This is a genomic window from uncultured Salinisphaera sp., assembly GCF_964012375.1.
Taxonomy (GTDB): domain Bacteria; phylum Pseudomonadota; class Gammaproteobacteria; order Nevskiales; family Salinisphaeraceae; genus Salinisphaera.
Map to the genome: position 1 here is coordinate 13,967 of NZ_CAXGSH010000005.1, position 25,687 is coordinate 39,653.

26 protein-coding genes are annotated in these 25,687 nt (G+C 63.2%); 10 read left to right on the forward strand and 16 right to left on the reverse strand.

Annotated elements, in window-relative coordinates:
• The first annotated feature begins 65 nt into the window (after positions 1–65).
• Positions 66–1,076: an SH3 domain-containing protein gene (locus ABNU97_RS01815; RefSeq protein WP_348765040.1), complete on the forward strand. Its 1,011-nt coding sequence runs from the start codon at positions 66–68 to the stop codon at positions 1,074–1,076.
• Between the two features lie 251 nt (positions 1,077–1,327).
• Here the strand turns inward: ABNU97_RS01815 and ABNU97_RS01820 are convergent, their stop codons facing one another.
• The 6 genes from ABNU97_RS01820 to purT all read right to left on the reverse strand — a co-directional run bounded on the left by ABNU97_RS01820 (position 1,328) and on the right by purT (position 6,089).
• Positions 1,328–2,017 (reverse strand): SDR family oxidoreductase, encoded by a 690-nt coding sequence (locus ABNU97_RS01820; RefSeq protein WP_348765041.1) that lies wholly within the window; start codon positions 2,015–2,017, stop codon positions 1,328–1,330.
• 221 nt (positions 2,018–2,238) lie between these two features.
• Positions 2,239–2,718: a peptidylprolyl isomerase gene (slyD, locus tag ABNU97_RS01825; RefSeq protein ID WP_348765042.1), complete on the reverse strand. Its 480-nt coding sequence runs from the start codon at positions 2,716–2,718 to the stop codon at positions 2,239–2,241.
• 226 nt (positions 2,719–2,944) lie between these two features.
• Complete coding sequence (locus ABNU97_RS01830) at positions 2,945–3,370, reverse strand: OsmC family protein (RefSeq protein ID WP_348765043.1); 426 nt, start codon at positions 3,368–3,370, stop codon at positions 2,945–2,947.
• A 126-nt stretch (positions 3,371–3,496) separates the two neighbouring features.
• A complete protein-coding gene (locus ABNU97_RS01835; RefSeq protein WP_348765044.1) occupies positions 3,497–4,291 on the reverse strand; it encodes an SDR family oxidoreductase in 795 nt (264 codons plus the stop codon).
• Between the two features lie 225 nt (positions 4,292–4,516).
• A complete protein-coding gene (locus ABNU97_RS01840; protein ID WP_348765045.1) occupies positions 4,517–4,741 on the reverse strand; it encodes a hypothetical protein in 225 nt (74 codons plus the stop codon).
• Between the two features lie 160 nt (positions 4,742–4,901).
• Complete coding sequence (gene purT, locus ABNU97_RS01845; RefSeq protein WP_348765046.1) at positions 4,902–6,089, reverse strand: formate-dependent phosphoribosylglycinamide formyltransferase; 1,188 nt, start codon at positions 6,087–6,089, stop codon at positions 4,902–4,904.
• Positions 6,090–6,204: 115 nt separating this feature from the next.
• Here purT and ABNU97_RS01850 point away from each other — a divergent pair, with 115 nt between their 5' ends.
• Genes ABNU97_RS01850 through ABNU97_RS01860 form a run of 3 tightly spaced genes read left to right on the forward strand, consistent with a single transcriptional unit; the run spans position 6,205 to position 8,582 of the window.
• Complete coding sequence (locus tag ABNU97_RS01850; RefSeq protein ID WP_348765047.1) at positions 6,205–7,407, forward strand: CoA transferase; 1,203 nt, start codon at positions 6,205–6,207, stop codon at positions 7,405–7,407.
• Positions 7,404–8,114, forward strand: a complete 711-nt coding sequence (locus tag ABNU97_RS01855) for a glutathione S-transferase C-terminal domain-containing protein (protein WP_348765048.1) — start codon at positions 7,404–7,406, stop codon at positions 8,112–8,114. Before ABNU97_RS01850 ends, ABNU97_RS01855 begins: the two co-directional genes overlap by 4 nt.
• A gap of 39 nt (positions 8,115–8,153) precedes the next feature.
• Entirely contained in the window at positions 8,154–8,582 is a 429-nt protein-coding gene (locus ABNU97_RS01860) for a hypothetical protein (RefSeq protein ID WP_348765049.1), read from the forward strand.
• A gap of 139 nt (positions 8,583–8,721) precedes the next feature.
• Here the strand turns inward: ABNU97_RS01860 and ABNU97_RS01865 are convergent, their stop codons facing one another.
• Positions 8,722–9,783 carry an ATP-binding protein gene (locus tag ABNU97_RS01865; RefSeq protein WP_348765050.1) on the reverse strand — a complete coding sequence of 354 codons (1,062 nt, stop codon included), beginning with the start codon at positions 9,781–9,783 and terminating at the stop codon, positions 8,722–8,724.
• A gap of 18 nt (positions 9,784–9,801) precedes the next feature.
• On the opposite strand from ABNU97_RS01865, the gene ABNU97_RS01870 reads away from it, so the two are divergent.
• A complete protein-coding gene (locus ABNU97_RS01870; protein WP_348765051.1) occupies positions 9,802–10,719 on the forward strand; it encodes a response regulator in 918 nt (305 codons plus the stop codon).
• 71 nt (positions 10,720–10,790) lie between these two features.
• Here ABNU97_RS01870 and ABNU97_RS01875 read toward each other — a convergent pair whose 3' ends face one another.
• From ABNU97_RS01875 to ABNU97_RS01890, 4 genes are all read right to left on the reverse strand, one after another.
• The gene (locus ABNU97_RS01875; protein WP_209059367.1) at positions 10,791–10,967 is read right to left on the reverse strand and encodes a DUF1328 domain-containing protein; all 177 of its coding nucleotides are present in this window, start codon (positions 10,965–10,967) and stop codon (positions 10,791–10,793) included.
• 155 nt (positions 10,968–11,122) lie between these two features.
• Positions 11,123–11,560, reverse strand: coding sequence for a host attachment protein (locus tag ABNU97_RS01880; RefSeq protein ID WP_348765052.1), 438 nt, complete (start codon positions 11,558–11,560; stop codon positions 11,123–11,125).
• 78 nt (positions 11,561–11,638) lie between these two features.
• On the reverse strand, positions 11,639–12,574 hold the full coding sequence (gene thpD / locus ABNU97_RS01885) for an ectoine hydroxylase (protein ID WP_348765053.1): 936 nt from the start codon (positions 12,572–12,574) through the stop codon (positions 11,639–11,641).
• A 55-nt stretch (positions 12,575–12,629) separates the two neighbouring features.
• Positions 12,630–12,827: a CsbD family protein gene (locus ABNU97_RS01890; protein WP_348765054.1), complete on the reverse strand. Its 198-nt coding sequence runs from the start codon at positions 12,825–12,827 to the stop codon at positions 12,630–12,632.
• A gap of 328 nt (positions 12,828–13,155) precedes the next feature.
• On the opposite strand from ABNU97_RS01890, the gene ABNU97_RS01895 reads away from it, so the two are divergent.
• Positions 13,156–14,196, forward strand: coding sequence for a hypothetical protein (locus ABNU97_RS01895; RefSeq protein ID WP_348765055.1), 1,041 nt, complete (start codon positions 13,156–13,158; stop codon positions 14,194–14,196).
• 48 nt (positions 14,197–14,244) lie between these two features.
• On the opposite strand, the gene speE is transcribed toward ABNU97_RS01895, so the two are convergent.
• Positions 14,245–15,090, reverse strand: coding sequence for a polyamine aminopropyltransferase (gene speE / locus ABNU97_RS01900; protein ID WP_348765056.1), 846 nt, complete (start codon positions 15,088–15,090; stop codon positions 14,245–14,247).
• Positions 15,091–15,167: 77 nt separating this feature from the next.
• Here speE and speA point away from each other — a divergent pair, with 77 nt between their 5' ends.
• Positions 15,168–17,033: a biosynthetic arginine decarboxylase gene (gene speA, locus ABNU97_RS01905; protein ID WP_348765057.1), complete on the forward strand. Its 1,866-nt coding sequence runs from the start codon at positions 15,168–15,170 to the stop codon at positions 17,031–17,033.
• Between the two features lie 12 nt (positions 17,034–17,045).
• Here speA and ABNU97_RS01910 read toward each other — a convergent pair whose 3' ends face one another.
• Together ABNU97_RS01910 and ABNU97_RS01915 are read right to left on the reverse strand one after the other, a co-directional pair.
• Positions 17,046–17,195, reverse strand: coding sequence for a hypothetical protein (locus ABNU97_RS01910; RefSeq protein ID WP_348765058.1), 150 nt, complete (start codon positions 17,193–17,195; stop codon positions 17,046–17,048).
• 96 nt (positions 17,196–17,291) lie between these two features.
• Positions 17,292–20,507: a DUF748 domain-containing protein gene (locus ABNU97_RS01915; protein ID WP_348765059.1), complete on the reverse strand. Its 3,216-nt coding sequence runs from the start codon at positions 20,505–20,507 to the stop codon at positions 17,292–17,294.
• A 71-nt stretch (positions 20,508–20,578) separates the two neighbouring features.
• On the opposite strand from ABNU97_RS01915, the gene ABNU97_RS01920 reads away from it, so the two are divergent.
• On the forward strand, positions 20,579–21,445 hold the full coding sequence (locus tag ABNU97_RS01920; RefSeq protein ID WP_348765060.1) for an NAD(P)-dependent oxidoreductase: 867 nt from the start codon (positions 20,579–20,581) through the stop codon (positions 21,443–21,445).
• A gap of 282 nt (positions 21,446–21,727) precedes the next feature.
• On the opposite strand, the gene ABNU97_RS01925 is transcribed toward ABNU97_RS01920, so the two are convergent.
• Positions 21,728–22,240 carry a general stress protein gene (locus ABNU97_RS01925; RefSeq protein WP_348765061.1) on the reverse strand — a complete coding sequence of 171 codons (513 nt, stop codon included), beginning with the start codon at positions 22,238–22,240 and terminating at the stop codon, positions 21,728–21,730.
• Positions 22,241–22,287: 47 nt separating this feature from the next.
• On the reverse strand, positions 22,288–23,700 hold the full coding sequence (argH, locus tag ABNU97_RS01930; RefSeq protein ID WP_348765062.1) for an argininosuccinate lyase: 1,413 nt from the start codon (positions 23,698–23,700) through the stop codon (positions 22,288–22,290).
• Between the two features lie 163 nt (positions 23,701–23,863).
• Here argH and ABNU97_RS01935 point away from each other — a divergent pair, with 163 nt between their 5' ends.
• Entirely contained in the window at positions 23,864–24,907 is a 1,044-nt protein-coding gene (locus ABNU97_RS01935) for a histidine kinase (protein WP_348765063.1), read from the forward strand.
• A 23-nt stretch (positions 24,908–24,930) separates the two neighbouring features.
• Positions 24,931–25,659: a LytTR family DNA-binding domain-containing protein gene (locus ABNU97_RS01940; RefSeq protein ID WP_348765064.1), complete on the forward strand. Its 729-nt coding sequence runs from the start codon at positions 24,931–24,933 to the stop codon at positions 25,657–25,659.
• Positions 25,660–25,687 lie beyond the last annotated feature (28 nt).

Below are 25,687 nucleotides of genomic sequence, written 5' to 3' on the forward strand. Positions count from 1 at the left end.
GGTAAAAAGCGTTTCTGAATGAGGGGTAAGCGGTCGACTGTCTGGCCGCGATGCAAGGATTGAGCATGAAGCACAAAGCGATTTCACGGCTTGCCGTTATAGCGATCAGCGCTCTGGTCTGTGCCACGGGCGCGCTAGCCCAACAGGGCCCGAGCGAAGCGCAAGCAGCCGAGGTTCTCAAAAGCGCACGGCCGCTGGCGGAGAACGGCAATGCCACGGCCCAGTACAACATGGGCGTGCTTTACGACGAGGGCTACGGCGTCGAGCAGGATTATGCCCAGGCGCGGGACTGGTATGAGAAGGCTGCGGCCCAGAATTATTCCAAGGCCGAACACAACCTCGGCATCATGTATCAGGAAGGCCACGGCGTACCGCAGAGCGACGCCAAGGCGGCCGAGTGGTTCAAACGCGCGGCCGAGCACGGTGAGCCGGCTGCGCAGAATAATCTGGCGGTGCTCTACGTGCGCGGCAACGGCGTGCCCCAGGATCTCGCCGAGGCGACGCGCTGGGCGGCCAAGGCAGCCGAAGCAGGCAATGAATCGGCGCGCAACAATCTCCCGCAGATCATCGACAGCCTGCCGCAGTCGCGTATCGACGGTAACAACGTCAACATTCGTAGCCAGCCGAGCACGCGCGGGCGCGTGATTCGTCAGGCCGATCGCAGCACGCCTGTGGCCGTGCTGGATAGCGACGGCGATTGGCGGCAGGTGGTTTTCGCCGACGATTATGCGATTGGCTGGGTGGCGGACTTCCTGCTGGCCGGCAGTACCGAGCCCCTGGCTAGTGATGATGAGGAGGCGCCCGCGGCCGACATGGGCCAGGTAAGCGAAGCACCGCCGCAGAGCGACGACGCCCAGGCGGATCTGCCCCAAGGTGTGTCGGAAACCGGGCCGATTCGCTATATCGGTGGCGATGTCGTCAACGTGCGTTCGGGTCCGTCTACCGGCAACCGGGTCAAGTTCCAGGCCAAGCGCAACGAGCGCGTGATGGTGACCGGCCGTGAAGAAGACTGGCGTCGGATTCGGTTCGACGACGGCCGCACCGGCTGGATCGCCGGTTTTCTGCTGGTCGAATAGACCGGGGCGCTATGAGTTCGGCACTAGAACAGCTGACCGCGTCGGCTGTTTTCAACGCCATCGAAGAATAAACGCCGGCACGTGGCCGTCGTTTATTTACAAGGCGCTACGGTTGTTGGACGTGGTGTGCCTGCACTCGCACCCGCGCTATCACGCGAGAAATCATCTATTTTGATGCCGGGTCAATGACGCAAAAAAACCGGCAGCCGTGCGGCGCCGGTTTTTTTGTGTCCGTGCTTACTACGCGCAGATCAATCGTCGATTTGTGGCGTTGGACGTACGAGGATCTCGTTGACGTCGACGCTGGCCGGGCGCGTAAGCGAGAACAGGACCGCTTCGGCGATATCCTGATCGGTCAGCGCATGGTCGGGCTGTTCGTCGAAGAACGGCGTATCGACCATGCCCGGCTCGATCAGCGTCACGCGGATACCGGTACCTCGCAGCTCCTCGCGTACGCCGTAGCCAATGGCGGAGACAGCCCACTTGGTGGCGCTGTACATGGAGCCCGGAATCGTGGTGCGGCCGGCGGCCGATCCGGTGATTAGCAGATGGCCTCTGCTTCCTTTGAGGGCCTCTGCGCACACTTGAATGGTCAGCCCGACGCCGTAGACGTTGGTCAGGATCATATCCTTCCATACGTCGCTGTCCGCGCCGCAGAAGCCACCCGGCCTGCCGCCGATACCGGCATTGGCAAACACTGCATCGATGCGCCCGAAATGGCTCAGCGTCTGATCGACCATGGCCTGCTGCGAGGCCTTGTCGGTCACGTCGCAGGTCAGGGCGAGCGACGATTCGCTGCCCAGTTCGGCGACCAGCGTTTCGAGCTTGTCAGCCGAACGGGCCGCTAGCGCCACTCGGTAGCCGTTGGCGACAGCGTGCCGTGCCGTGGCGGCGCCAATGCCGCTTGAAGCGCCGGTTATCAGAAGTACGGGGGCGTCCATAACAGATCACCTTTCAATGTTTGAACGGGCATCGCCAAGGGGCGAACGGCCAGTTGCCATGCGCTTCAAGCCCTGGCGGTCTATACCCGTAGTACGCTTGCGGTTGCATGCGTAGATCATCGACCCGGTGGTTTGATAGCCCAAAATGCCGGGTCGATCCACGACGAACCCGGGCGCAGCCCCCGTAGAGGCTGCGCACGCAGGTTCAAGCCGGACGGCTATCAGCCGTGGGTCGAGCCATCGTGCACGTGACCGTGCTCGATCTCTTCGCTGCTGGCTTCACGGACATCTTCGATGTTGACGGTGAAGTTCAGCGTCTGCCCGGCCAGGACATGGTTGCCATCGACCGTGACTTCTTCGCCTTCGACTTCCTTGACCGTGACGATCATGGGGCCGGCATCGGATTCGGCACGAAAGCTCATGCCCGGCGCCAGTTCGTCAACGCCCTGGAATGCGTCGCGGCTGACTTTCTGTACCAGCTCTTCGCGGTAGGGGCCGTAGCCTTCCTCGGGTTCGACGGTCGCCTTGACCTCTTCACCCTGGCCATGACCCTCGATCGCCTTTTCCAGGCCCGGCACGATGTTGCCATGGCCATGAAGATAGGCCAGCGGCTGGCCTTCGCTCGACTGATCGATGATTTCGCCGTCCGTATCACGCAGCACGTAATGGATGCTTACGACACTGTCCTGCTTGACTTCCATGTTGGCTTGCTCTGCTGTTTTTCGCGTATGAACAACGAGACGTTGCGACGATCTCGCAAAAAACAATGGCTAGCGCGATAAATTTGCCGATTGAGCGACGATTAACGCCAACACCGGCGCTGCAACGCCGGTCGATGCCGCTGCATCTGCGCGCTACGCGATAGGCCTTGGCCACAAAAAAAGCCGGGCAGGGCCCGGCTTTCATGCACGTGCTGAGGTCAGGCGTTTAAGTGTCCAGCTCGGCATCCAGGCTGATTTCGGCGCCCTTGTACAGACGCGATACCGGGCAGGCTTCCTTGGCCTTGGCTGCCACGTCCTTGAACTCGCTGGCGTCCATGCCGGGCACCTTGCCCCGGGTGATCAGTTCGATGCGTTCGATGGTAGGCGTGCCGCTCACCGAGAAATGCACCTTCGCCTCGGTCTGGATCGAATCCGGCGTATGGCCTTCTTCGGCAAGCATTGCCGAGAACTGCATCGAAAAACAGCCCGCGTGCGCGGCGCCGATCAGTTCTTCGGGGTTCGTGCCCGTGCCTTCTTCGAACCGGGTCTTGAAAGAGAACTGGCCTTCATAGGCGCCGCTTTCGAGCGACATGTTGCCCTTGCCGGATTTCAGATCACCTTGCCACTGCGCGTTAGCTTTGCGAACGGGCATACGGAACTCCTTTTGTTGTAGGTACGTCCTGAACGTTACGGGCGATGATCGTCGAACACAAGCATTGCGCACAATCGATTGCGCGACCGCAAGGTGGCCGCTCGCAGCTGTTCAGCAAGATGGTATCTAGTGCGCATAAATCATCTTACGGGTCATGCCGCCATCGGCCACGAGCGTCTGGCCGGTGATGAATCCCGACTCCGGGCCGGCGAGGAAAGCGACCAGCGCGGCGATGTCGTGGCCACGGCCGACGCGCCCGACCGGATGCTGTTCATGATCGATATCGCGTAGGGCCGGCGGGCTGTCGCTTTCGCCTTGTTCATCACGAACATCGATCCATCCGGGGGCGACGGCATTGACGCGAATGGCCGGGCCCAGGCTGACCGACAACGCATGGGTGAGTGCGACGATGCCGCCCTTGCTCGCGGCATAGGCCTCGGTCTCGGCTTCGGATTGATACGCACGGCTCGACGCCATGTTGACGATCGCGCCCCGCGCATCACGCAGCCACGGCGTGCAGTGTTTGCTGCAAAGAAAGTAGCCGGTGAGGTTGACGCCGATCACGCGATTCCAGTCTTCAAGCGAGAGCGATTCGATGGGGCCGTTGAAGGGATCGGCGATTCCGGCGTTGTTCACGAGTAGGTCGAGTCGCCCCCATTTGTCGGTGAGGCGGGCCACGGCGTCGGCAACCGACGATTCGTTGGCGACATCGGCGACGAGGGTTTCCAGACGGTTCGCATCTGACGAGGTCGTGGCATTGAGTTCTTGCTCGAGCTCGGCGAGCGCATCGGCGTCGTGGTCGAGTGCGCCGACATGAAAACCGTCGGCCAGCAACCGTCGCGTGATCGCGCGGCCAATACCGCGTGCGCCACCGGTCACCAGGGCAACGCGCGCGTCGCGGCGTTCGTGTTCATAAGACATGGGCGTATCCGGCTGAAAAATACAGGTGTGATTCATCGGGCTGGGCACCCCTGAGGCGCCGACGATAACGATAACGCGCGTCGTGGCACGAGATTGTGACGCCGTTGCCGAACGGTGCATCCGGTCGATAGCCACGAACCGGGATCGATCGCGCCCATAAAAAAAGCCCGCCGCATGTCGCGACGGGCTCTTACTCTGCAATCCGTGATTGCAGCGACAACCGTATTAGTTGTTGTCTTCGACAGCGTCTTCCATCGAGTCGCCGGCGTCATCCATGGAGTCCTGAATGTTATCGCCCGCGTCTTCCATGCTGTCCTGCGCATCGTCGGTCGCATTGTCGATGCTTTCACCGGCGTTTTCGGCCGGGCCGTCGTTGTCGCAGGCAGCCAGGCTCAGCGTGCCGAGACCCAGCATCATGGCCAGCAGCAGGGTGGTCAGTTTCTTTTGCATATTCGACTCCTTGAGTTCGGTAAGTAAAGCTCTGAGTTGTGTACGCGAAAACCGCGCCCCCGACAGAGCTTGGACCAAAGTATAAAGCACGCGTAGCTTTCCCGCATATGAATCGCGTCGAAGCGGAAATTATTTTTTTCCGAATTCGGCGGTCGCCGCGTCAATAATCGATATCGATACTGGCCGCGCTGTGCCGTGCTTTGTTCCGGGCCGCATCGACATCATCTGCGCGCGCCAGTGCCACGCCCAGGCGGCGGCTGCCGTCGATTTCGGGTTTGCCGAACAGGCGCAGTTCGGTGTCCGGCGCGGCCAGGGCATTCTCCAGGCCGCGATATTGCATCTGTCGACTCTGTCCTTCGCCGATGATCACGGCGGAAGCGCTGGGTCCGCGCTGTTCGATATGCGTGACCGGCAGGCCTAGGATCGCGCGGGCGTGCAATGCGAATTCCGACAGATTCTGGCCGATCAGCGTCACCAGTCCGGTGTCGTGTGGGCGCGGTGAAACTTCCGAGAACCAGACCTGTTCGCCGGCGACGAAGAACTCCACGCCGAACAGGCCATAGCCGCCCAGCGCCTCGGTGATGGCGCCGGCCTGGCGCTGTGCTTCGGCGAGCGCTGCATCGGCCATTGGCTGCGGCTGCCAGGACTCGTGGTAATCGCCGCCGACCTGGCGATGGCCGATCGGCGCACAGAAGCTCGTTCCGTCGACGTGGCGCACGGTAAGCAACGTGATTTCGTAGTCGAATTCGATGAAGCCTTCCACGATCACGCGCGAGTTGCCGCGCTTGCTGCGCCCTCCGGACTGGGAATATGCCCATGCCTTGTCGATATCGCTGTCGCTGTGCACCGTGCTCTGGCCCTTGCCCGAGGACGACATCACCGGCTTGACCACGCAGGGCAGGCCGATGGCCTCGATCGCCGCGCGATAGTCGGCTTCGGTTTCGGCAAAGCGGTATGGCGATGTCGGCAGGCCCAGTTCTTCAGCGGCCAAGCGGCGAATGCCTTCGCGATCCATGGTCAGCTGGGCAGCCCTGGCAGTGGGCACTACGTGATAGCCCTCGGCCTCGAGTTCGACCAGCGTCGCGGTGGCGATCGCTTCGATCTCGGGTACCACGAGCGCTGGCCGCTCCGATTCGATCAGGCGGCGCAATGCCTCGCCGTCGCCCATGTCGATTACGTGACAGCGGTGGGCGACCTGCATGGCCGGCGCGCGCTCATAGCGATCGACCGCGATCACTTCGCAGCCCAGGCGTTGGAGTTCGATGGCGACCTCCTTGCCGAGTTCGCCGCTGCCTAGAAGCATGACGCGTGTGGCGGTATCTGAGCCGGGGGTGCCGATCGTACGCATGGAGGAGTTCCTGGCCGGTAGAAGAAATCGATAGCGCGCTATTGTCGCCAAGCACGGCGCGTGTTGAAAGCGTTGCGCGTTGGCGCACCGTGGTCGGGGTATTAGACTAGCGGGCATGAAACAGCCCCTGTCCGGTTATCGCGTCATCGACACCACGGCCATGGTGTCCGGCCCCCTGGCGACCATGCAGCTGGCCGATCAGGGCGCTGAAGTGCTCAAGATCGAACGCCCCGACGTGGGCGACTACACGCGCCTGGCGTCGAATCGGCGCAACGGTTTTTCGGCGAGCTATCTCAACAACAACCGCAACAAGCGTTCGGTCGCCCTGAACCTCAAGGCGTCGGCCGGACGCGATGCGCTGCTGCGCCTGTGCGCGAATGCCGATGTCTTCGTACAGAATTTTCGCCCCGGGGTGGCCGAGCGCATGGGCATCGGCGAAGCCGATATTCGTGCGGTAGCCCCCGATATCGTCTACTGCTCGATCAGCGGTTTTGGCGACGCCGGGCCTTATGCCGGCTATCCGGTCTACGATCCGCTCGTGCAGGCGTTGTCGAGCCTGGCCAGTATTCAGGGTGGCGCCGACGAGGCCCGCCCGCGTCTGGTTCGCACCATCGTACCCGACAAGCTCACCGGCTATATCGCCGCGCAGGCGATCACCGCCGCGCTGCTGGCCCGCGCCAACGGCGCGCCCGGCCAGCACGTACGCGTATCCATGCTGGATGCGGTCATCGACTTTCTCTGGCATTCGGACATGAACAGCCAGACGTTCGTGGGCGACGAGTTCGATCAGGCCCGGGCTGCCAGTTTCATCGACCTCATCTACGAAACGACCACCGGCTATATCAGCGTGGCCGTACAGACGGACAAGGAATGGCAGGCGCTCATCGCCGCTCTCGACGCGCCCGAGTGGAACGACGACCCGCGTTTTGCCACCCCCGCCAAGCGCCAGGACAACATCGATGCGCGCCTGCAGCTTACCCAGGAAAAACTGGCCGGGAACACGGCCGAGCACTGGCTGGCCCGTCTAAGCGAGTACGGCGTACCCTGTGCGCCCGTGCTGACGCGGACCGATCTGCTCAGCCACGACCAGATCGCGGCCAACGCCATCCTTATCGAAACCGAACATGCTGAAGCCGGACGGCTGCGTCAGACCCGGCCCGCGGCGCGCTTTTCGCGGATGCCGGTCGAAGACTATCGCGGCGCGCCGGCACTGGGCGCGGATACGCGGGCAGTGCTGGCCGAGAACGGTTTTTGTGACGCCGATATCGCCGCGCTTGCCCGTTCAGGCGCGATCGACGCCACCGGAGAGCCGTCATGATCGATTTCTATTACTGGCCCACGCCCAACGGCTGGAAAATATCCATTCTGCTCGAAGAGCTGGGGCTGGACTACAACCTGATTCCGGTCGATATCAACGCCGGCGATCAGTTCGAGCCGGCGTTTCTGGCCATCTCGCCGAACAACCGCATGCCGGCCATCGTGGATCATTCACCCGCGCCGGGCTACGGCAGCGAGCCGCTGCCGATTTTCGAATCGGGCGCGATCGCGCGTTATCTGGCCGACAAGAGCGGTCAGCTCATGCCGGACGATGTTCGGCTGCGCAAGGAAGTCGACGAATGGCTGTTCTGGCAGGTGGGCAATCTCGGGCCCATGGGTGGGCAGATGAGTCATTTCGTCAACTATGCGCCCGGCGATCATCCGTACTCTTATAAGCGCTATACCGGCGAATATCACCGCTGTCTGGGCGTACTCGAACGCCGCCTGGCCGAACGCGATTACCTGGTCGGCGAAACCTATACCATCGCCGATATCGTCAACTGGCCCTGGGTGCTCATTGCCAAGGCCATGGGGCAACATCTCGACGAGTTTCCGCGGGTTGCGGCCTGGCGCCAGCGCATCAAGACACGCGAAGCGGTGCAGCGCGGCGTCGATCTGGGCAAGCAATGGCGCGGGGGCCAGCCCAAGACCGAGGCAGCGCGCCAGCGCCTGTTCAACCAGACCGCAGATACCGTACGCAGCCGGTAGGCAGCAAGCACGCGATTACAGCATACCCAAGGGAGAACCATGTTCGCTTTCATCAAGGCCTTTATCGCCGGTTTCGTATCCACGCTGACCTTCCATCAGGGCCTGCTGTGGGTGTTCATCACGGCCGGGGTCGTTCCCGGGGGCACACCCTGGAACATGACTGCCGTACCGCCGTTCGATGTGCCTTCGGTCATATCGCTGGCGTTCTGGGGCGGCCTTTGGGGCATGCTGCTGTGGCTGCTGATCCGGCGTGCGCTGGCGGCCGGCTACTACGTCGGTGCGATCATTCTCGGCGCGATCGGTCCGACGCTGGTGTATCTGTTTATCGTCCAGTGGCTCAAGGGCCAGACCATGACCGAGATTTTCGACGGCCTGAGCATGGCGCGCGTGGGCGTGGGTCTGGCGCTCAACGGTTGCTGGGGCCTTGGCGTGGCGGTGATCATGCGCATCATGCACCCGCCGCGCTAGGACCTTTTCACACGCATGCCAATCGCCGCGCCGCGGCCCACGCTCGTGAAGCCGTCGCAAGAAACGCCGCAGACGCGGCGGCGTTTCTTTCTCGATGGCGTTGAAAACAGCTGACGCAGTCAGCTGTTCGGGTGCGGGATTAACCGTGCCGCGGCAGGCGCAACGTAAATACGGTATGCGGCCCGTTGTCGTCGCCGTTGGCCGCGCCACCCCCGCGCGAGGCAAGCACGAGATCGCCGCCGTGGCTTCGCGCCAGCGTGCGGCTGACCGCCAGGCCCAGGCCGACGCCTTCGGATTTGGTGGTCTTGAAGGGTTCGAATACTTCGATCGAATCGTCAACGCCCGGCCCGTTGTCGCTGATCTGGATATCGACATACTCGTCGTTGTTGCTCACAACGTCGATGCTCAGAGTCTTGGTCTTTTCCGATGCCTCGTCGAACGCATCGATCGAGTTGCTGAGCAGGTTGCGTAATATCTGCTGGACGAACACGGCATCCACCGGCAGCTCCAGATCGCGCAGCGAATCGGAGCATGGCCCTTCGTAGCGAATGTCGTTCGCCCGCAGCGCCGGATCGAGGATCTGGTGCACGTCGTCGATGATCGGCCCCAGGGTCTGATAGACGCGCGTCGGCCGGCCCTGGCGGGCGAAGTCGCGAAGGTGATGGATGATGGCCACTGCACGCGAGATTTCGGCGTCGGCGCGTTCGAGCGTCTGGCGCGTGTCGTCTGCGTTCGAGGTAAAGCCCATGCGTGCCCGGGCGATGAAGTTGCGTGCCGCGGTCAGTGGCTGGCTCAGGTCGTGGGCCAGGCCGGTGCCCAGCGTGGCGAACACGCTCATGCGATCCTGGCTGTTGATGTCGTACTGAAGGTTGGAAATACGGTCGTTGAACTCGATGCGGTCGGTGATATCGAGTGCCAGCCCGGCGAGTCGATAAACCTGGCCGTCTTTGTTTTCCACCGGAAACGCCCGATCTCGGATCCAGCGCAGTTCGCCGTCGGGCCGTTCGATGCGATAGATCTCGTCGTAGTCGCCGGTATGGGCCTGGCGTTCGAATGCCTCGAGGACGCGCGCTTTATCTTCTTCGTGTACACGCGCCAGACGTTTGCTCGGGTCGTCGTAGAGGTCTTGGCAGTTCTGGCCCCAGATCTTTTCGTAGGCCGGGCAGACATAGACCAGCTGCTCGCCGGTTTCGTCGGTCATCCAGATGACTTCCCGGATGTGCTCGGCGAGTTCGCGAAAGCAGCGCTCGTTGGCTTCGATCTCCGAGTGCCGGTTCTGCTGGTCTTGAAGCTGTCGCTCGAGCTCGGCAATGCGAGCCTGTGCAGCCGCCAGCGTTTGTGGCTGCCCGGGGTCAAGAGTTTCCGACTCATCTTCGTTCATGGCGTCATTCCGTTAAAGCGGGGGAATAGCTGGTCTGAATGCTTATCGGCTGCTTTATCTTGTCAAAATAGGCTCAATACATTAAAAAGATCGTCGCCGACAGAAGTCGCAACGTTTACCGAAAATGGGGGCAAGGTGCCGTTTGTCATACATATCGTGGACGATGATCCAGCGATCCGTGAATCGCTGAAAGGTCTTCTGGGCGATGCCGGTTACCAGGTCGAGTGCTATTCCAGCGCCGAAGCCTTTCTTAACGTGCGCGCGCCCGATCGCGGCTGCGCGCTCATCGATCTGCGCCTCAAGGATATGGACGGTCTCGCTCTGCAAAAAGAGCTGGTGGCAAAGAACGCGGCCGTGAGCGTGATCATGATGAGCGCCTACGGCGATATCGAGCATGCGGTTGCGGCGATGCGTCTCGGCGCAGTGGATTTCGTGGAGAAGCCGTTTTCGCCGGAGGCAATGCTCAAGCGCGTTCAGCAGCTTGCCAAAGCCACCGACGCCGACGATCTTGCGCTGCGCGAAGCCCGCCAGCATGCGGCCCTCATCGAACTGCTCACGCCGCGAGAAAAACAGGTGATGGCCATGATCGTCGATGGTCTGGCCAATAAGCAGGTTGCGGGCCAGCTGGGCATCAGCGCGCGCACGGTGGAAACGCATCGCGTACACATAATGCAAAAGCTCAATGCCGAATCCCTGCCGCATCTGGTGCGCATCTGGCTTTCGGCCGGGCATCTCGTGGAGATTCCCGAAAGCTGAACACCGCCTGATTCGGCGCCGTCAGAACCTGACGGCGCCCCAACCTTGGGTTCGCCTGGTGGCGACAGGCGCTATATCTTCGGCCCGCGTCCGCGCACCGCGTTGGATACCAGTGCGATCACGAACAGCACCAGGAAGATGAAGAAAAGGATCTTGGCGATGCCGGCCGCACCCGAGGCGATGCCGCCAAAGCCGAACAGCGCCGCCACGATTGCGACGATGAAAAAAGTAATTGCCCAACCCAGCATGGTTTTCTCCTTGATTTTTGAAGCATCCGCGTGACTCGAACGACGTTGCCAGAGTCGCCCTGCGCTTTTTAATACGCTGATACATACCGGCGCCACGCGTGTACGCCAGTATGCCGGAAAAATGTATTCAGCAATTAAATATTGTTGATCGCCCGCTACAGCTTTCGTGCCAGCTGTTTTTCGATCTGATCGGCATCGTGCTGGGCCCAGTTCTTGTCGATGGTTTCGGCTACCGCTTTTTCCAGCGGGCCATCCATCTTGTCGCGCAGGCGGCCTAAAAACGATGGATCGGCGACCACGATCAGTTGTTCGTACTTACTGTCGTTGAGCCCGCTCTTGAGGTGCTCGACCACCTCCTTGGCAAAGATGTCGGCATGCTTTTCGGAGGTCGTGGTCTGAGGGTCGGGCTGATGTACGCTCGAGCCGCCGCTGTCGTGCACGTCGCCCTTGCCGCCGGTGCGCAGGTCGCCCTCGTGGGCCTCGCTTTCGCTGTGGGTCAGGGTATCGAGCAGCGTCAGGCCGCTGCCGGCACCGTCGCGGGCGAAGACTCGGGCACGTGCCGCGTCGCTGACGACGATCCATTGTTTAGCCATGTTGATCTCCTTGGCTGGGTTACCTCAACGAAAAAGCGCGGTGATTCACTCACCGCGCTGTTCGTACACTTGCATAGGTCAGGCCGACTTGGCGAATCGAACATCCCGATAGGGATCGTGCATATCCAGCGCTCGGGGTTGGTCGCGGTTCGCCAGGAACGATGGTCGTGGCTTGTCGGCCGCGAACGGCTGCTCGAGCGCGTTTTCCACGCTGTTGTAAACGAAGAACAGGTTCGAGCGTGGCCAGGGCGACATATTCGAGTTCGAGGCATGCAGCACGTTGCATTCGAACAGCAGCAACGAGCCGGCCGGCCCCTTGGGCGCCTGGATGCCGCCCCGGTTAACCAGCGCCTGCAGGTTTTGCTGGCTGGGCACGCCGGCTTCCTGTGCCTTGAGCGAGCTCTTCCAGTTGTCGTCCGGGGTTTGGCCCACGCACGGCACGAACTGGTGATGCGAGCCCGGAATGAGCATCAGCGGGCCGTTGAACTCGTTATTGTCGGTGAGCATGATCGATGCGCTGATTGCGCGCATGCGCGGCATACCGTCTTCGGCGTGCCAGGTTTCGAAATCGGAATGCCAGTCGAACCCGGCGCCCTGAAAGCCGTATTTGTCGTTGATACGTGACTGGTGGATATACACATCGCCGCCCAGCAGCTGGCGCACCATGCCCAGAATGCGCGGATCGCGCGTGAGCTCGGCGAAACGCTCGGAAATGCGATGCATGTCGAAAACCGAGCGAATGGCGCCGGACTTGGGATCGCGAATCACGCCGTCCTGCTTGAGCAGCTGGTCGTCGTTGCTCATCTGTTCGAGCTCGTCGAAAAACGGCGTCATGCGCTCCTGGGAGAAAAAGCCTTTGAACCAGAGAAACCCATCGCGTTCAAAGTTCGACAGCGCCACCTCGTCCAGCGGACCCTGCCACCGGTTTTCGGTATCGGCATGCACAACCGGATCCCGACGCAGAAAGCGCGGTTCGGGGCGGCTCGTACGCGTTATGTAATCGTCGTGTCGCATCGTTGCCTCCGGATTGAGTAAAGGACCCGGCGCCCGTGCGGGCGCCGGTAGTGAACTAGAACTTGCGTTCGAACTCGGCGAGCTTTTCTTCGGCGGCTTCCTTGGTATCGCCGTATTTCTCCTGGATCTTGGCAAGCATGTTCTGGCGCTTGCCCTGAACCTCTTCGACATCGTCGTCGGTGAGGCGGCCCCAGTGCTCACGCACCTTGCCTTTCATGCGATCCCATTTGCCTTCGAATTGATCTTCGTTCATTGCGTGGTCCTTGCGGATGACCTTGAAAACAGTCTGGCCAAGTTAAGCGCCCGGCCGAGCCCGCTCAATACGGGCTTATACCTAAGAAACACCTGCAAAACCTGTCGCGCTCGGGCCGACGGCCCGCAAGGGGGGCGGCCGCACAGACGCCGCGTCCGCGTTGCCAGGCGGCTGACCCGACCGCAAAGCCTGGACGCCTTGCCGTACCGTGCGCGAGCACTCGAACGCGACCCGCGAGAGGTTGCCCAGAGCTGCCCAAGGTCAATCGCTCGCCCGGAACGGCTTTAGCGCGTAAGCTCGCGGCACCACTCAATCGTTTCATTGACGCATGACACAGTCGCAAAAGATGAATTCGGCCGGCGAGGCGATCTTCGAAGCCCATGTGGCGTTCGAACTCGAGCAATGGCGCGGCAAGGGCGCTACCCAGCGCCTGCAGGACGAGGTCGACGCGGTCTGGAAATGGGCCGACCAGACGACGCTGGAAACGCTGGTATCGGTGGATACCGTGCGCGGCGCGGCCGAGCGGCTGGCCCTGGATATGTCGCTGCCCGACGATCTGGCCGGCGTGATCGGCGGCATTGCCAACGATCTGATCTGCCACGACGTCAACAAGAACACGCGGGTGCAGGACGTCATCGACGAGTCCCTGTTCGACGACGGGGTGTCGCTGTTCGTCGAACTGGAAGCGCTGCGTGCGCGCCTGATCACGCGGCTTCTAGACAGTCCGGTCTATACCGCGCTGGCTTCGGATGTGCTCTATCAGGGCATCAAGGACTACATCTTTTCGGATACCGGCGCGATCAATTCGATCCCGGGCGTTTCGTCGCTGCTCAAGGGCTCCAGCAGCGCCCTGAGCAAGCGCATGCCGGGGCTCGAAGCCCAGGTCGAAAAACGGGTACGGGCCTATATCGAGAACAATACCGCGAAGACGCTGGCACGCAGCCAGGAAATGCTGATCGAATCCCTGGACGAAGAACGGATTCGTGCGATCGCCTCCGAAATCTGGGCCGAGATCCACGACAAGAAGCTGTCGATCGAAGAAGTGGTCGACAGCGACGAACTCCAGAAGCTGGTCGATTACGGCCTGCGCATCTGGCAGGAACTGCGCGAGACCCAGTATGTCGGCGAGCTGGTCGACGCGGCCGTGGTGTCGTATTTCGAACGCAACGGCAAGCGCAAGCTCACCGATGTGCTTGGCGATGTCGGCGTCGATCGCGATCTGCTGCGACAGGAAGCCGAAACGCTGGCGCCACTGGTGATCGAGGGGCTGGCCGAAAGCGGCCTGCTCGAGGATCTGGTACGCCGTCGCCTGGCGGCGTTCTATGCTTCGGACGCGTTCGAAAAGGCGCTCAACAGCGCCTCCGACTGATGTGTCCGGCGCGTGGCGCCGGTGTGATCACCGGCGCCACGGCGGTGGTCAGTCGGCCAGGATACGGGCCATGAAGGCGGGTTGTGCGAACGCGGCATTGTGCATGGCGGGCGTGTAGTAGAACGTCTGAAAATCGAGCCCGCCCTGCGGCGCATACAGGCTGCGCGTATCACGCACCGCCAGCGTGGCCGACCACCAGCCGGTGGGGTAGCTCGGCTGCGGAAAACTCAGCAGATGGGTATCGGCAAAGCCGGCCGCCCGCAGGCCGCCGTGCATCTCGCCGATGAGTTCGCTGTGCACCAGCGGCGATTCGCTCTGCTGTACCAGCAGGCCGCCGTTGCCGAGTACGCGATGGCATTGCTTGTAGAAGGCTTCGTTGAACAGCCCCTCGGCCGGGCCGATCGGGTCGGTGCTGTCGATGATGATCAGGTCGACGCTGGCATCCGGCGCGTTTTTCATCCAGGCCACGCCGTCCTCGAAGGCAAGCGTGGCACGGGGGTCGTCGTTGGAATCGCACAGGGCCGGGAAATACTCTTCGGCGATACGGGTGACGCGCTCGTCGATCTCGATCTGGGTGGCGTGGTCCACGCTGTCGTGCTTGAGCACTTCGCGCAGCGTGCCGCAGTCGCCGCCGCCGATGATCACCACGTTCTTGGCCGCGCCATGGGCGAACAGCGCCGGGTGGGTCATCATCTCGTGGTAGACGAAGTTGTCGCGGTCGGTGAGCATCACCAGGCCGTCGATGGTGAGCAGGCGGCCGAAGGTTTCCGTTTCATAGACGGCGATGGTCTGATATTCCGACTGTTCTTCATGCAGTTTCGACTTGATCCGCAGTGAAAAGCCCAGCCCCAGGTCGTGGCTTGCTTCGGTATACCAGTTGTCGTCGAGTACCATGCGTTTTCCTTGCTGTGCGCGTTTGCGCATCCGTCGAACCAGATTGGCTCGCAGTATAAGCCAGCCACGCAACACGAATGTTCATGTCCCGATCCAATACCAACCCGCGGCCTGCCCACGACTGGCAGATCGACGATGCCCGTGCCCTGTATCGCGTTGCCACCTGGGGCGAGGGCTATTTCGATATCAACGAGCGCGGTGCGGTCACCGTCACGCCGCGCCGAAACGGGCCGGCCATCGATCTGGATGCGCTCACCGACGAGATCCAGCGCGCCGGCCTGCGCCTGCCGGTGCTGGCGCGATTCACCGATATTTTGGGCGATCGCATCACCCGGCTTTGCGATGCCTTTGAAGGCGCGCGCGAACGCCACGACTATGCGGGCCGCTATACCGTGGTCTATCCGGTCAAGGTCAATCAGCAGCGCGCGGTGGTCGAGGGGCTGGTCGCTGCGGGCGGCGAACGCGCCGGCCTGGAGGCAGGCAGCAAGCCGGAGCTGATGGCTGTGCTCGCCCTGGCCGCGCCGGGCAGCGTGATCGTATGCAACGGTTACAAGGACAGCGCCTTCCTGCGCCTGGCCATGATCGGCCAGCAGCTTGGCCATTGTGTCTATATCGTGGTGGAAAAGCCTTCCGAGCTGGTGCCCATAGCCGAAATCGCCGAAGAGCTGGGCCTGCGGCCCAACATCGGCCTGCGCGTGCGTCTGGCGAGCGTCGCCGCCGGTCACTGGCAGAACACCGGCGGCGAGAAATCCAAGTTCGGCCTGACTGCCACCCAGGTGGTCGAAGCCGTCGAGCGGCTGCAACAGCTCGGCTACGCCGACTGTGTACGCATGCTGCACGTGCATGTGGGTTCGCAGGTGGCCGATCACGGTGCGCTGTCGCGGGCCATGGACGAAACCGCGCATCTGTATCGGGGGCTGCGCGCGCTGGGCGCGCCGCTTGCCTGCGTAGACGTGGGCGGCGGCCTGGCGGTCGACTACGAAGGCCGGGGCGCGCGTTCGTTCTGTTCCATGAACTATGGCGTGCCCGACTATGCCGATGCCGTGATCGGCGCGCTGGCGAAGGTATGTCGTGCATTCGACCTGCCCATGCCGGACGTGATCAGCGAATCCGGCCGGGCTTTGACCGCCCATCATGCCGTGCTGCTCACCCAGGTCATCGACAGCGAGTTGGCCAGCACGCCGGCTGCCGCGGACTTGACCACCGAGCTGTCGCCGGGCGCCACGCTCGATCGCGCCGAACGCGGCCTGGCGGATGTCCAGGCGCGGTTCTTGGCCGGCGATATCGGCCTCAAGGAACGTGCGGCCGCCGAGGCCGAAGCGGTGTCGATCTATCGCGCGGTTGCTGCCCATGCCGGCGACAACGACGACGAACGCGCCGCGATCACCGCGGCCCAGGAAAAGCTGGCGGCCAAGTATTTCGTCAACTTCTCGGTGTTCCAGTCGGTGCCCGACGTGTGGGCGCTGGACCAGATCTTTCCGGTCATGCCGCTGGCGCGTCTGAACGAACGCCCGGACGAACGGGCGCGGCTTTGCGATCTGACCTGCGACTCCGACGGCCGGCTGGATCGCTACGTGGACGAAAACGGCGTCGACAGCACGCTGCCGTTACACGGGCTGCGCGACGGCGAGGCCTACCGGCTGGGTATCTTCATGGTCGGCGCCTATCAGGAAAACCTCGGCGACATGCACAATCTGTTCGGCGATACCGACGTGGTCAATGTCGAAGTCGATGCCAGCGAGCGCGGTTGGCGCCTGGCCGACGCGGAGCAGGGCGATCGCACCGACGAACTGCTGCGCTACGTGCATTTCGAACCCGACGACCTGCGCGCTGCCTATCGGCGAAAACTCGCCGCCTCCGGGCTCGGCGGCCGGCTCAAGCGCGAAACCGAAGCGCTGCTGGAAGCCGGGCTGGCCGGCTATACCTACCTGGTCGAATCGTAGGGGCTATTAACGCTAACGAATTCGCCGCGCCGCGGCCCATTTTTGCGCAAGACAATGCGCGATCTGCAGTGTTGGATCGCGCACCGTGGATAATGACGCAGAGGCCCGCGGCCCGACGGGTTGCGTCCAGAAATCCACCATGCCGCGTTGCTCGTCGTTCATTTGGCTCACCAAACCTCTCTCCTCGCGCCTTGCATGGCGAATTTCTGGAAGGCAACGCGACGATCGGCGTTAGCGTTAACAGCCCCTAGCCCCGCCTTACTTGCCGGTGATCGACAGGGTCGCACGCGGACGTGCGTCGCCGTCGCGATCGATCACCGGCGCGGCCAGCTCGATATGTGCCGGCGGCGCATCGCGGGCGGCGAGATAATCGCGCACCGACTTCGCCCGGCGCTTTGCAAGGCGTCTGAGCTCGGCCTCGTTGTCGACGGTTATCCTGGCTTCGCCGTCGGGCGCCATCGCTTCGGCGTCCTGGGCCGTTGCATGGCCCTGGATGGTCAGGCGCAGGCCGGGTTTGCGGCTCATCTGCTGTGCGATGCGGCCCAGATAGGGGCGGTCATCGGGGCGGATATATTCCTTGTCGGCTACAAAGAACACCGGCTCAGAGGCCAGCGACCGGCCCAGGCTGAGTACGGCGTTCTTGGCCTTGTTGAGCAGGCCGACCGGGGAGTAATCGCTCATCACCGCGGTGCGCAGCCCGGCCAGCACGGCTTCGCGTACCAAATTGCGAATCGAGAAGTAGGGGTTGGTGACATCGCCCAGGATCGCGGTCTGGAACTGGATGGTGTCGCTCTGGCCGCGCATCAGCGCCAGCGCACTGTCCATGGATATGCCGAGGATGATTTCGGTTTCCTGGTTGGGCGTGTCGACCAGGCGAAAGTTCGACAGCGTGGTATCGAGGTTGCCGTTGAGCTGGCCGCCCTGGGCGGCGAGGTTGAGCGTGCCGTCGGCCACCCCCTTTGCGATCCGTCGGTTCATCGCGGCATTGAGATAACCCGACAACGGCGCAAGCGCGAGCGAACGCAGCCAGGCATCCACATCCATGTTCAGGCCGCCGTCGGCCAGCGGCGCGATGCTGCCGCGGCTGTCGAGATGGCCGTACTCGCCCACGTCCAGGGCCAGGTCGAAACGCGCGTCGCGTTCAGGATGGCCGGTATCCAGCCCGTCGACGTTCAACACCAGCGACGAGCCCCGGAGCGATACGTTCGGCGTAACGGAGATATCGTTGAACACGATCTGCGGGCCGGTCAGCGAGAGATGATCGATCTTGTAGGTCGACGCCACGCCGGACGAACCGCTGCCGGCCTGCGCGGCGTTGGCGGTTTCATCGTCGCCGCCGAAATAAAGCGCCATCACGCCCATGCCGTTGTCATCGCGACGGATATGGATATTGGCTTCGTCGATATCGAGTTCGCCCAGGTGATAATGGGCCAGGTCGGTCAGGCGGAAATCGCGCGCGCTCGCCGAGATGGCCTGCAGTACGGCCACGCGCGAATCGGTATCGTCGAGTACGCGCACGCCCTTGGCGTTGAGGCTGTTGAAGGCGATGTCATCGACCCCGTCCACCACCAGGCGAAACAGTTCGGTGTCGCGCGATGACAGCCAGGCGGCGCCGAGCCTGGTGTTCTGGATGGCGAAATTCTGGGCGACCATGTCGCCGTCCATATTCAGCTTGAGCTGCCCGCCGGCCGGGCGCTCGCTGTAGGCACCGTTGTAGACGATCCGATCGGCACGCAGTGCGATGGGCTGGCCGGGCAGGTCCAGGCGTGCGTGTTTGGCGATCACACGACCCTTGGCGCTGCGTGCGAACAGCCGGCCGATATCGAAATCGGTCTGTCCGCGCCAGTTCAGGTCGTCGGTTTCGAACAGCGCCGTGTCCGGCACGTCGAATGTCCATGCCGAGGCGTCGAGCGCGCCGTTGCTGCGTATCCGCGTGGTCGCGGCCGTATCGACGTCGATATTGCCCTGCCAATCGACGGCGGTGAGCACCATGTCCAGGGCGCCCGGCGAGGACAGGGCAATACGATCGCTGCGCAGTCGCCCGTCGCTGTCGATATCGTTGGCCCCGGCCACGCGCAGCGTGCCTCGCCAGTCCAGCGCCTGGGTCTTGGCTTGAAGATCGTCGTCGTCAATCGATACCGCCTGCGTGGCCAGGCGGCCGTCGGTCGTGACCTGCATGGAATCGCCAAGGGCCGTTTCGATATGGCCCTGCCAGTTCAGCCGCGGCGTTCTCGCCTGAAGCGTCGAGCTCGACACCCGTGGGCTTGCGGCTTCGATCGGGCCGTCGATGCCGAGCTTGCTGGCGCTGGCGCCGAACTCGCCGGCGAATTGCCCGGTCCAATCCAGCTGCGCAGCCGCGACCGTGGTGCTGCCCGATTTCAGCTGTGGCGCGGCGGACCGGTATTGACCGTCCAGATCGAGTTGCGTGGCCTCGGCTGCGAGCGTCAGCTGTGTCTTGCCCTGCCAATGAGCCGTATCCTGGGTGAGCTTCAAGCGGTCGCCGTTTTCGACGCTGAATCCCTTTGCGTCGATCTCTCCATCGCTTGCGATGGTGGCCGGCTGTCCTGCGGCGCGCAGCAGCGCAAGCTGGATATTGCCCTGCCAGGCGAGCTGGCTGGCGCGCATGCGCGTGCCGTTGTCCAGGGCAAGCGTGGCGCCGTGGCCCGTTGACTGCCCGGCGATGGTGATGTCCAGGGCGTTGTCGGCGTCGTACTCGAAATCGATGCGCTGATCGCTGTCGACGAGGCCTCTCATTTCGCGCAGCACGCCGCCCGTGGCGAGCGGGTCGATCAGTGCCAGCTCGAAGCGCTGGGTGGCCAGTTCGAAATGCCCGGCAATACGGTCACCAAACGGCGTGACCTTTCCGGACAGGCGGATGCGTCCCTCGCCGATGCTCATGTCGGCCTGCATCGGTACGTCGTTGGTCTGCTCCCAGCTCACCACGTCGCGAGCACTGGAATCGTTGAGCACGAGTTCTCGATCGATGGCCGGCTGTTCGCCCTGGGCAGGCTGGACGTAGTGCAGCCGGATACCGGCCAGCGCCAGTTGTTTGACCGCAATGCCCCAGCTCAGCGATTGACCCGAGTTCGCGCTGGCCACGAGCGGGTAGCCGCCCACGCGCAGCGTATTGTCGGCGTCGCGACGAATGTCGATGGCGCTGTCGGCGATGGCCAGGCGGGTGAGTACCAGCCGTTTGGACAGCAGCGGCGCGTATTCCAGCGTGAGCGCGAGCCGGCCGACAGCAATCTGTTCACCCTCTGCCGCGCTGGCCTGGGCGTTTTCGTAGACCACGCTGCCGGTGAACAGATTGACGTCGACATCGCCGATCGTGGCGGTCATGCCGGCCTGGTCGAGGTAATGCAGCGTCAGCTGGCGCACCACGATGGACGGCAGCCACACGAGCGCAGCCGCCAGCAGCACGGCAAGCACACACAGCGCGCCTATAGCGCCTTTCGTGCGCCGCGAAAACGTCATTGCAGTACGGGATTGGCCACAGAGGACTCAAACCTTATCATCGAGGCTTGGTTTCTCGACATACGTTCGCTATGAAAACTGCATTCATCGGCCTGGGCGGCATGGGCCACGGCATGGCCGCCAACCTGCAGGCGGCCGGCCTGCTGAGCTCGGTTTACAACCGCACGCACGAAAAGGCCGAGGCGTTTGCGCGCGAATACGGCGTGAAAGCGGTTGCCGAGGCGGGCGACATCGCGGCCGAGGCCGAGGCGATCGTCATCTGTGTCAGCGCCGACGATGACGTGCTGGCCATGGTCGACGCGCTGCTGCCCGGCCTGAACGATCAACATATCGTGATCGACTGTTCGACCATTGCCAGCGATACCGCCCGCGAAGCGGCACGGCGCGTGGCCGAAAAAGGGGCGGGCTTCGTGGACGCGCCGGTTTCCGGCGGCACCGAAGGCGCCAAGAACGGCACGCTGTCGATCATGGCCGGCGGCGACGAGGCCGTGTTCGAGCGGGCGCGGCCGGTGCTCGACGCCATGGGCAAGAGCGTCACCCATATGGGCGACGTGGGCACGGGCCAGGCGACCAAGGCGGTCAACCAGATTCTGTGCGCGGGCATCAATCAGGCGGTTTGCGAAGGCATGCGCTTTGCGGCCGCGCTCGATCTGCCGCTGGAAAAGGTCGTGGACGTGGTCGGCTCCGGTGCGGCCGGCAACTGGTTCGTCAATCATCGCGGCAAGACGATGGTGAAGGATATCTTCGACCCCGGCTTCAAGATGAAGCATCACCACAAGGATCTCGGCATCTGCCTGCATATGGCCGAGCTCAACGGCGGCGAACTGCCGCTGTCGGCGCAGACCCGTGCCGAGTACGAAAAACTCATCGAACAGGGCTACGGCGACGAAGACATCTCCGCGCTCTACCGCGCCCGCCGCGATCTGTTCGACCACTGAGCGCGCCAAGACGAGATAGGGGCCGCCAAGGAACGCGAATAAACGCAAACAGGATAGCGGCGTGGACCTGCTGCAGGGCAGGCGCTGCAAGCAGTCCGCGGCCTTGTAGCTAGGCGATTTTCGCGAACGTTTTCCGCTCGCGTTTATTGGTGTTCATGGGCGGATGGTTGTCGTCGCTAACGACGACAAAAGTCCGCAGTCAGCGGCCGCGAAATTAGCGGCCAAGAAAAAGGCCGGCGATGATTGCCGGCCTTGTCGGGTTCGAGCGGGGCGACGCCGGTATCAGTCGGCGTTGTCGCCCTGGGCGTCGGTGCCTTCGATTTTCGCGCTCGGCGCGGCCTGCTGAATAACGCGTTCGATTTCGTTCACGCGCTCGGCGGCCACGTCGACCATGAACAGCACCTGGCCGTTTTCCAGCGCCTTTTCATAGGTTTCGATCTGCGAATTGTCGTGGCGAATGCCGATCATGCTCGACGCCCAGGCGCCAAAGCCGGCGCCGGCCAGCCCCGTGGCCGCGACCAAACCGCCACCGATCGCCAGCCCTGCCGGCGGGAAGGCCACGGCGGCGAGTCCTGCCACCACGCCGGTCACCCCGCCCGCGGCCGCACCGCGCTCGGCCGAGCCGACCAGATCGGAGGTTTCGGTGACGTCGGCCTGGGGCAGGTCGCTCGTCTGCACGCTGTCACGGGCCACCACCGACATGTCGTCTTCGGCGACCTCGTTCTGCTTGAGCTGGTCGACCACCGTATGGGCCGTATCGATATCCGGGACCAGGAAATAAAGACGACGTGACATGATTATCCTGTTGTATATGGCGTTGAAATTAAGACCGTAGTCAGCGGCTACGGGTTCCGTTTCGGCAGGGCGGCGCCTGCCCGTGCAGCCGCCGCGCGAACCTGGGCCGGCGCGGTGCCGCCGATATGGTCGCGTGCGGCCACCGAGCCTTCCAGCGTGAGCACTTCGTAGACGTCCTCGCCGATCGCCTGGGAAAACCCGCGCAGCGTGGCCAGGTCGAGATCGGCCAGGTCGCAGTCGGCGCCAATGGCGTGCTGCACGCTCTTGCCCACGATTTCATGCGCGTCGCGAAAGGCCACACCCTGTCGTACGAGATAGTCCGCCAGATCGGTTGCAGTCGAAAAGCCCTTGCGCGCGGCTTCGCGGCATACATCGGCGTGGACGGTGACATGCGGCATCATGTCGGCATACAGGGCCACGCTGTTCATGACCGTATCGACCACGTCGAAGATTGGTTCCTTGTCTTCCTGGTTGTCGCGGTTATAGGCCAGCGGTTGACCCTTCATGAGCGTGAGCAGGCTCACCAGGTGGCCGTTCACGCGTGCGGTCTTGCCGCGCACCAGTTCGGCCACGTCCGGGTTTTTCTTCTGCGGCATGATCGAGCTGCCGGTGCAGTAGCGATCCGGCAGATCGACGAAGCCGAACGCCGGGCTCATCCACAGGATCAGCTCTTCGGAATGGCGCGACAGATGCGTCATCGTAAGCGCCGCCGCCGAGACGAACTCGATCGCGAAATCGCGATCGGAGACGGCGTCCAGCGAATTGTCGATCACGCTGTCGAAACCCAGCTCGGCCGCGACCATTTCGCGATCGATCGGAAAGGTGGTGCCGGCCAGAGCGGCGGCGCCCAGCGGCAGGCGGTTGACGCGTTTGCGGATATCGCGCAGGCGCTCGGTGTCGCGCGCCAGCATCGCTTCCCAGGCCAGCATGTGGTGGCCGAACGTTACCGGCTGGGCGACCTGCATATGCGTGAAGCCGGGCATGATGGTATCGGCCTCGCGCTCGGCCACGCCGACGAGTGCTGCGCGCAGGCGTTCGAGCTCGGCGACGAGCGCATCGATGGCATCGCGCAGCCATAGCCGGATGTCGGTGGCGATCTGGTCGTTGCGGCTGCGCCCGGTGTGCAGTTTCTTGCCGAGCGCGCCGATATCCTCGGTCAGCCGCGCTTCGATGTTCATATGCACGTCTTCAAGGGCCGGGTCCCAGGCGAAATCGCCGGCGGCGATCCGGGCCTCGATGGCGCGCAGGCCGGCTTCGATCTCTTCGAACTCGCTGTCGGTGAGCACACCGACTTTCGAGAGCATGCGCGCATGGGCGATCGAGCCGCGAATATCGTGGCCGGCCAGGCGGGCATCGAAGGAAACGGACTCGGTAAACGCGGCCACCCGGGCATCCGGGCTTTCCGAAAAACGCCCGCCCCAGGTCTGATGGCCGGCGTTGTCGCTGCGGGTATTGCTCATGCGCTTGGCTCGTTGCTGCATCGATGGTCGCGACGCCTCGCATCGCGTTCGGCGCGCGAGTATAGCAATGCCGTATGCCGGCTCGGGGGTGTCGCGCCTTTTGCCGGCTTGTTGTCGCAGGCCAGCTGCGCAATGCTGTGGTTTGTCGATTCGAGCCTTTTCAATGACGAGCGCGCGCGAAAACGTCGAATTTCTGCCCGATTTCTGTACCGGCGCCCGCGTGCTTCGCGTGCTGGTGGTCTGCGAGGCGGTCGCGATCGTGCTTGCGCTGGGCGGCTCGCTCAGCGACGAACTGCCGCGACGTTTTCTGCTGCTGTCGGTGTATATGCAGTGGATCGGCGTATGCAGCGCGGCCGCCCTGTGCCTGATCAAGCGCTATGCCAGCGGCATGTCGGCTCGCGGCATGGCCCTGCTGGCCTATCTGGTTTTATTGCTCGTTACGCTGTCGATCACCGAGATCACCTATGTGGCAGGGCGCTATTCGGGCTTTGCCCTGTTGCTCGAAGACGCCTCCCACGACGGCTTTCTGGCCCGGAGCGTGGGTATCTGCGCGGTCGTGTCGGCGCTCGCACTGCGTTATTTCTGGCTGCGATCGGCCTGGCAGACCCAGGCCCAGGCCGAGGTGCGCGCCCGGCTCGAGGCCCTGCAGGCCCGTATCGAGCCGCATTTTCTGTTCAACAGCCTCAACAGCGTGGCGGCGCTGATCGCGGTGCGCCCGGGCGATGCCGAAACCGCGCTTGAAGATCTGGCGTTGCTGTTGCGCGCCCGGCTGTCGGAACAGGGGCCGGCCGATGTCAGTCTGGCCGAGGAGATGACTCTGGTGAACGCCTATGTGGGGATCGAGTCGCTGCGCCTGGGCGAGCGTCTGCATATGGAAATCGACATCGCGCCGGCGGCCCGTGGTTGCCGGCTGCCGGCGCTGTCGCTCCAGCCGCTGGTGGAAAATGCGATCGGTCACGGCGTGGCGCGACTGCCCGCCGGCGGTACGGTAGCAATCACCGCGCAGCGCAAGGGCAACACGCTTGTGGTCGAGGTGTCGAACCCGATCTGTACGGATACCGCCACCGTGCCGGGCAACCGCCAGGCGATCGCCAATATTCGCAATCGGCTGGCGTTGCGATACGGTGATGCGGCCGTACTGCGGGTAGACGAGCAGCGGGACCGCTTCACGGTGGTGATGGTCGTGCCGCAGATGGCTGAACATTAGCGAACAGCGATGACAGGAACGATATGCGAATCGTGATCGTCGACGACGAACCGCTGGCCCGCGAACGCCTGCGCCGGATGATCGATGCCTTTCCCGGCTACGACGTCGTCGGTGAGGCCGGGGACGGCAGCAGCGCGGTCCACTGTGTCAACGAAACGGCTGCCGATACCGTTCTGCTCGATGTGCATATGCCGGGCATGGACGGGCTCCAGGTTGCACGTGAGCTTGCCGAGGCGGACGTACCGCCAGCGGTCATCTTCGTGACCGCGCACAGCGAGCACGCGCTTTCGGCACACAATAATCACGCGGCCGGCTATCTGCTTAAACCGGTGCGTCGCGACGACCTCGCGGCAGCCCTGGCGCGCGCACGCCAGCCCAGCCGTGCCCAGCTGGCCGCCCTGGACGGCGTAGTCACCGGCGACGGCCCCACCTATGTCAGTGCGCGTACCCGCGACGGCATCGAACGGGTGGCGGCGAGCGATATCCTCTATTTCTGGGCCGACCAGAAATACACCACCGTCTATCATATGCAGGGCGAACTGCTCATCGAGCAATCCCTGCTCGCCCTGGAACAGGCGCTGGGCGCGGCCTTCGTTCGCGTACATCGCAAGGCGCTGGTGGCCAAACGCCATATCACCGGCCTGCGCCTGGACGGCGAAGACGGGGCCACCCTGACCCTGCGCCATGTGCGCGACCCGGTTCCAGTCAGCCGTCGCCGGCTGGCCGAGGTACGGGCCTTGATCGAGCGGTAGAATCCACGATTTTCACGACCGCGCGACG

What these genes read in the sequence shown, in the direction of transcription:
- ABNU97_RS01815 (WP_348765040.1), top strand. Translation starts at nt 66, where the DNA reads ATGAAGCACAAAGCGATTTCACGGCTTGCCGTTATAGCGATCAGCGCT.
- ABNU97_RS01820 (WP_348765041.1), bottom strand. Translation starts at nt 2,017, where the DNA reads ATGGACGCCCCCGTACTTCTGATAACCGGCGCTTCAAGCGGCATTGGC.
- slyD (WP_348765042.1), bottom strand. Translation starts at nt 2,718, where the DNA reads ATGGAAGTCAAGCAGGACAGTGTCGTAAGCATCCATTACGTGCTGCGT.
- ABNU97_RS01830 (WP_348765043.1), bottom strand. Translation starts at nt 3,370, where the DNA reads ATGCCCGTTCGCAAAGCTAACGCGCAGTGGCAAGGTGATCTGAAATCC.
- ABNU97_RS01835 (WP_348765044.1), bottom strand. Translation starts at nt 4,291, where the DNA reads ATGTCTTATGAACACGAACGCCGCGACGCGCGCGTTGCCCTGGTGACC.
- ABNU97_RS01840 (WP_348765045.1), bottom strand. Translation starts at nt 4,741, where the DNA reads ATGCAAAAGAAACTGACCACCCTGCTGCTGGCCATGATGCTGGGTCTC.
- purT (WP_348765046.1), bottom strand. Translation starts at nt 6,089, where the DNA reads ATGCGTACGATCGGCACCCCCGGCTCAGATACCGCCACACGCGTCATG.
- ABNU97_RS01850 (WP_348765047.1), top strand. Translation starts at nt 6,205, where the DNA reads ATGAAACAGCCCCTGTCCGGTTATCGCGTCATCGACACCACGGCCATG.
- ABNU97_RS01855 (WP_348765048.1), top strand. Translation starts at nt 7,404, where the DNA reads ATGATCGATTTCTATTACTGGCCCACGCCCAACGGCTGGAAAATATCC.
- ABNU97_RS01860 (WP_348765049.1), top strand. Translation starts at nt 8,154, where the DNA reads ATGTTCGCTTTCATCAAGGCCTTTATCGCCGGTTTCGTATCCACGCTG.
- ABNU97_RS01865 (WP_348765050.1), bottom strand. Translation starts at nt 9,783, where the DNA reads ATGACCGACGAAACCGGCGAGCAGCTGGTCTATGTCTGCCCGGCCTAC.
- ABNU97_RS01875 (WP_209059367.1), bottom strand. Translation starts at nt 10,967, where the DNA reads ATGCTGGGTTGGGCAATTACTTTTTTCATCGTCGCAATCGTGGCGGCG.
- ABNU97_RS01880 (WP_348765052.1), bottom strand. Translation starts at nt 11,560, where the DNA reads ATGGCTAAACAATGGATCGTCGTCAGCGACGCGGCACGTGCCCGAGTC.
- thpD (WP_348765053.1), bottom strand. Translation starts at nt 12,574, where the DNA reads ATGCGACACGACGATTACATAACGCGTACGAGCCGCCCCGAACCGCGC.
- ABNU97_RS01890 (WP_348765054.1), bottom strand. Translation starts at nt 12,827, where the DNA reads ATGAACGAAGATCAATTCGAAGGCAAATGGGATCGCATGAAAGGCAAG.
- ABNU97_RS01895 (WP_348765055.1), top strand. Translation starts at nt 13,156, where the DNA reads ATGACACAGTCGCAAAAGATGAATTCGGCCGGCGAGGCGATCTTCGAA.
- speE (WP_348765056.1), bottom strand. Translation starts at nt 15,090, where the DNA reads ATGGTACTCGACGACAACTGGTATACCGAAGCAAGCCACGACCTGGGG.
- speA (WP_348765057.1), top strand. Translation starts at nt 15,168, where the DNA reads ATGTTCATGTCCCGATCCAATACCAACCCGCGGCCTGCCCACGACTGG.
- ABNU97_RS01910 (WP_348765058.1), bottom strand. Translation starts at nt 17,195, where the DNA reads ATGAACGACGAGCAACGCGGCATGGTGGATTTCTGGACGCAACCCGTC.
- ABNU97_RS01915 (WP_348765059.1), bottom strand. Translation starts at nt 20,507, where the DNA reads ATGACGTTTTCGCGGCGCACGAAAGGCGCTATAGGCGCGCTGTGTGTG.
- ABNU97_RS01920 (WP_348765060.1), top strand. Translation starts at nt 20,579, where the DNA reads ATGAAAACTGCATTCATCGGCCTGGGCGGCATGGGCCACGGCATGGCC.
- ABNU97_RS01925 (WP_348765061.1), bottom strand. Translation starts at nt 22,240, where the DNA reads ATGTCACGTCGTCTTTATTTCCTGGTCCCGGATATCGATACGGCCCAT.
- argH (WP_348765062.1), bottom strand. Translation starts at nt 23,700, where the DNA reads ATGAGCAATACCCGCAGCGACAACGCCGGCCATCAGACCTGGGGCGGG.
- ABNU97_RS01935 (WP_348765063.1), top strand. Translation starts at nt 23,864, where the DNA reads ATGACGAGCGCGCGCGAAAACGTCGAATTTCTGCCCGATTTCTGTACC.
- ABNU97_RS01940 (WP_348765064.1), top strand. Translation starts at nt 24,931, where the DNA reads ATGCGAATCGTGATCGTCGACGACGAACCGCTGGCCCGCGAACGCCTG.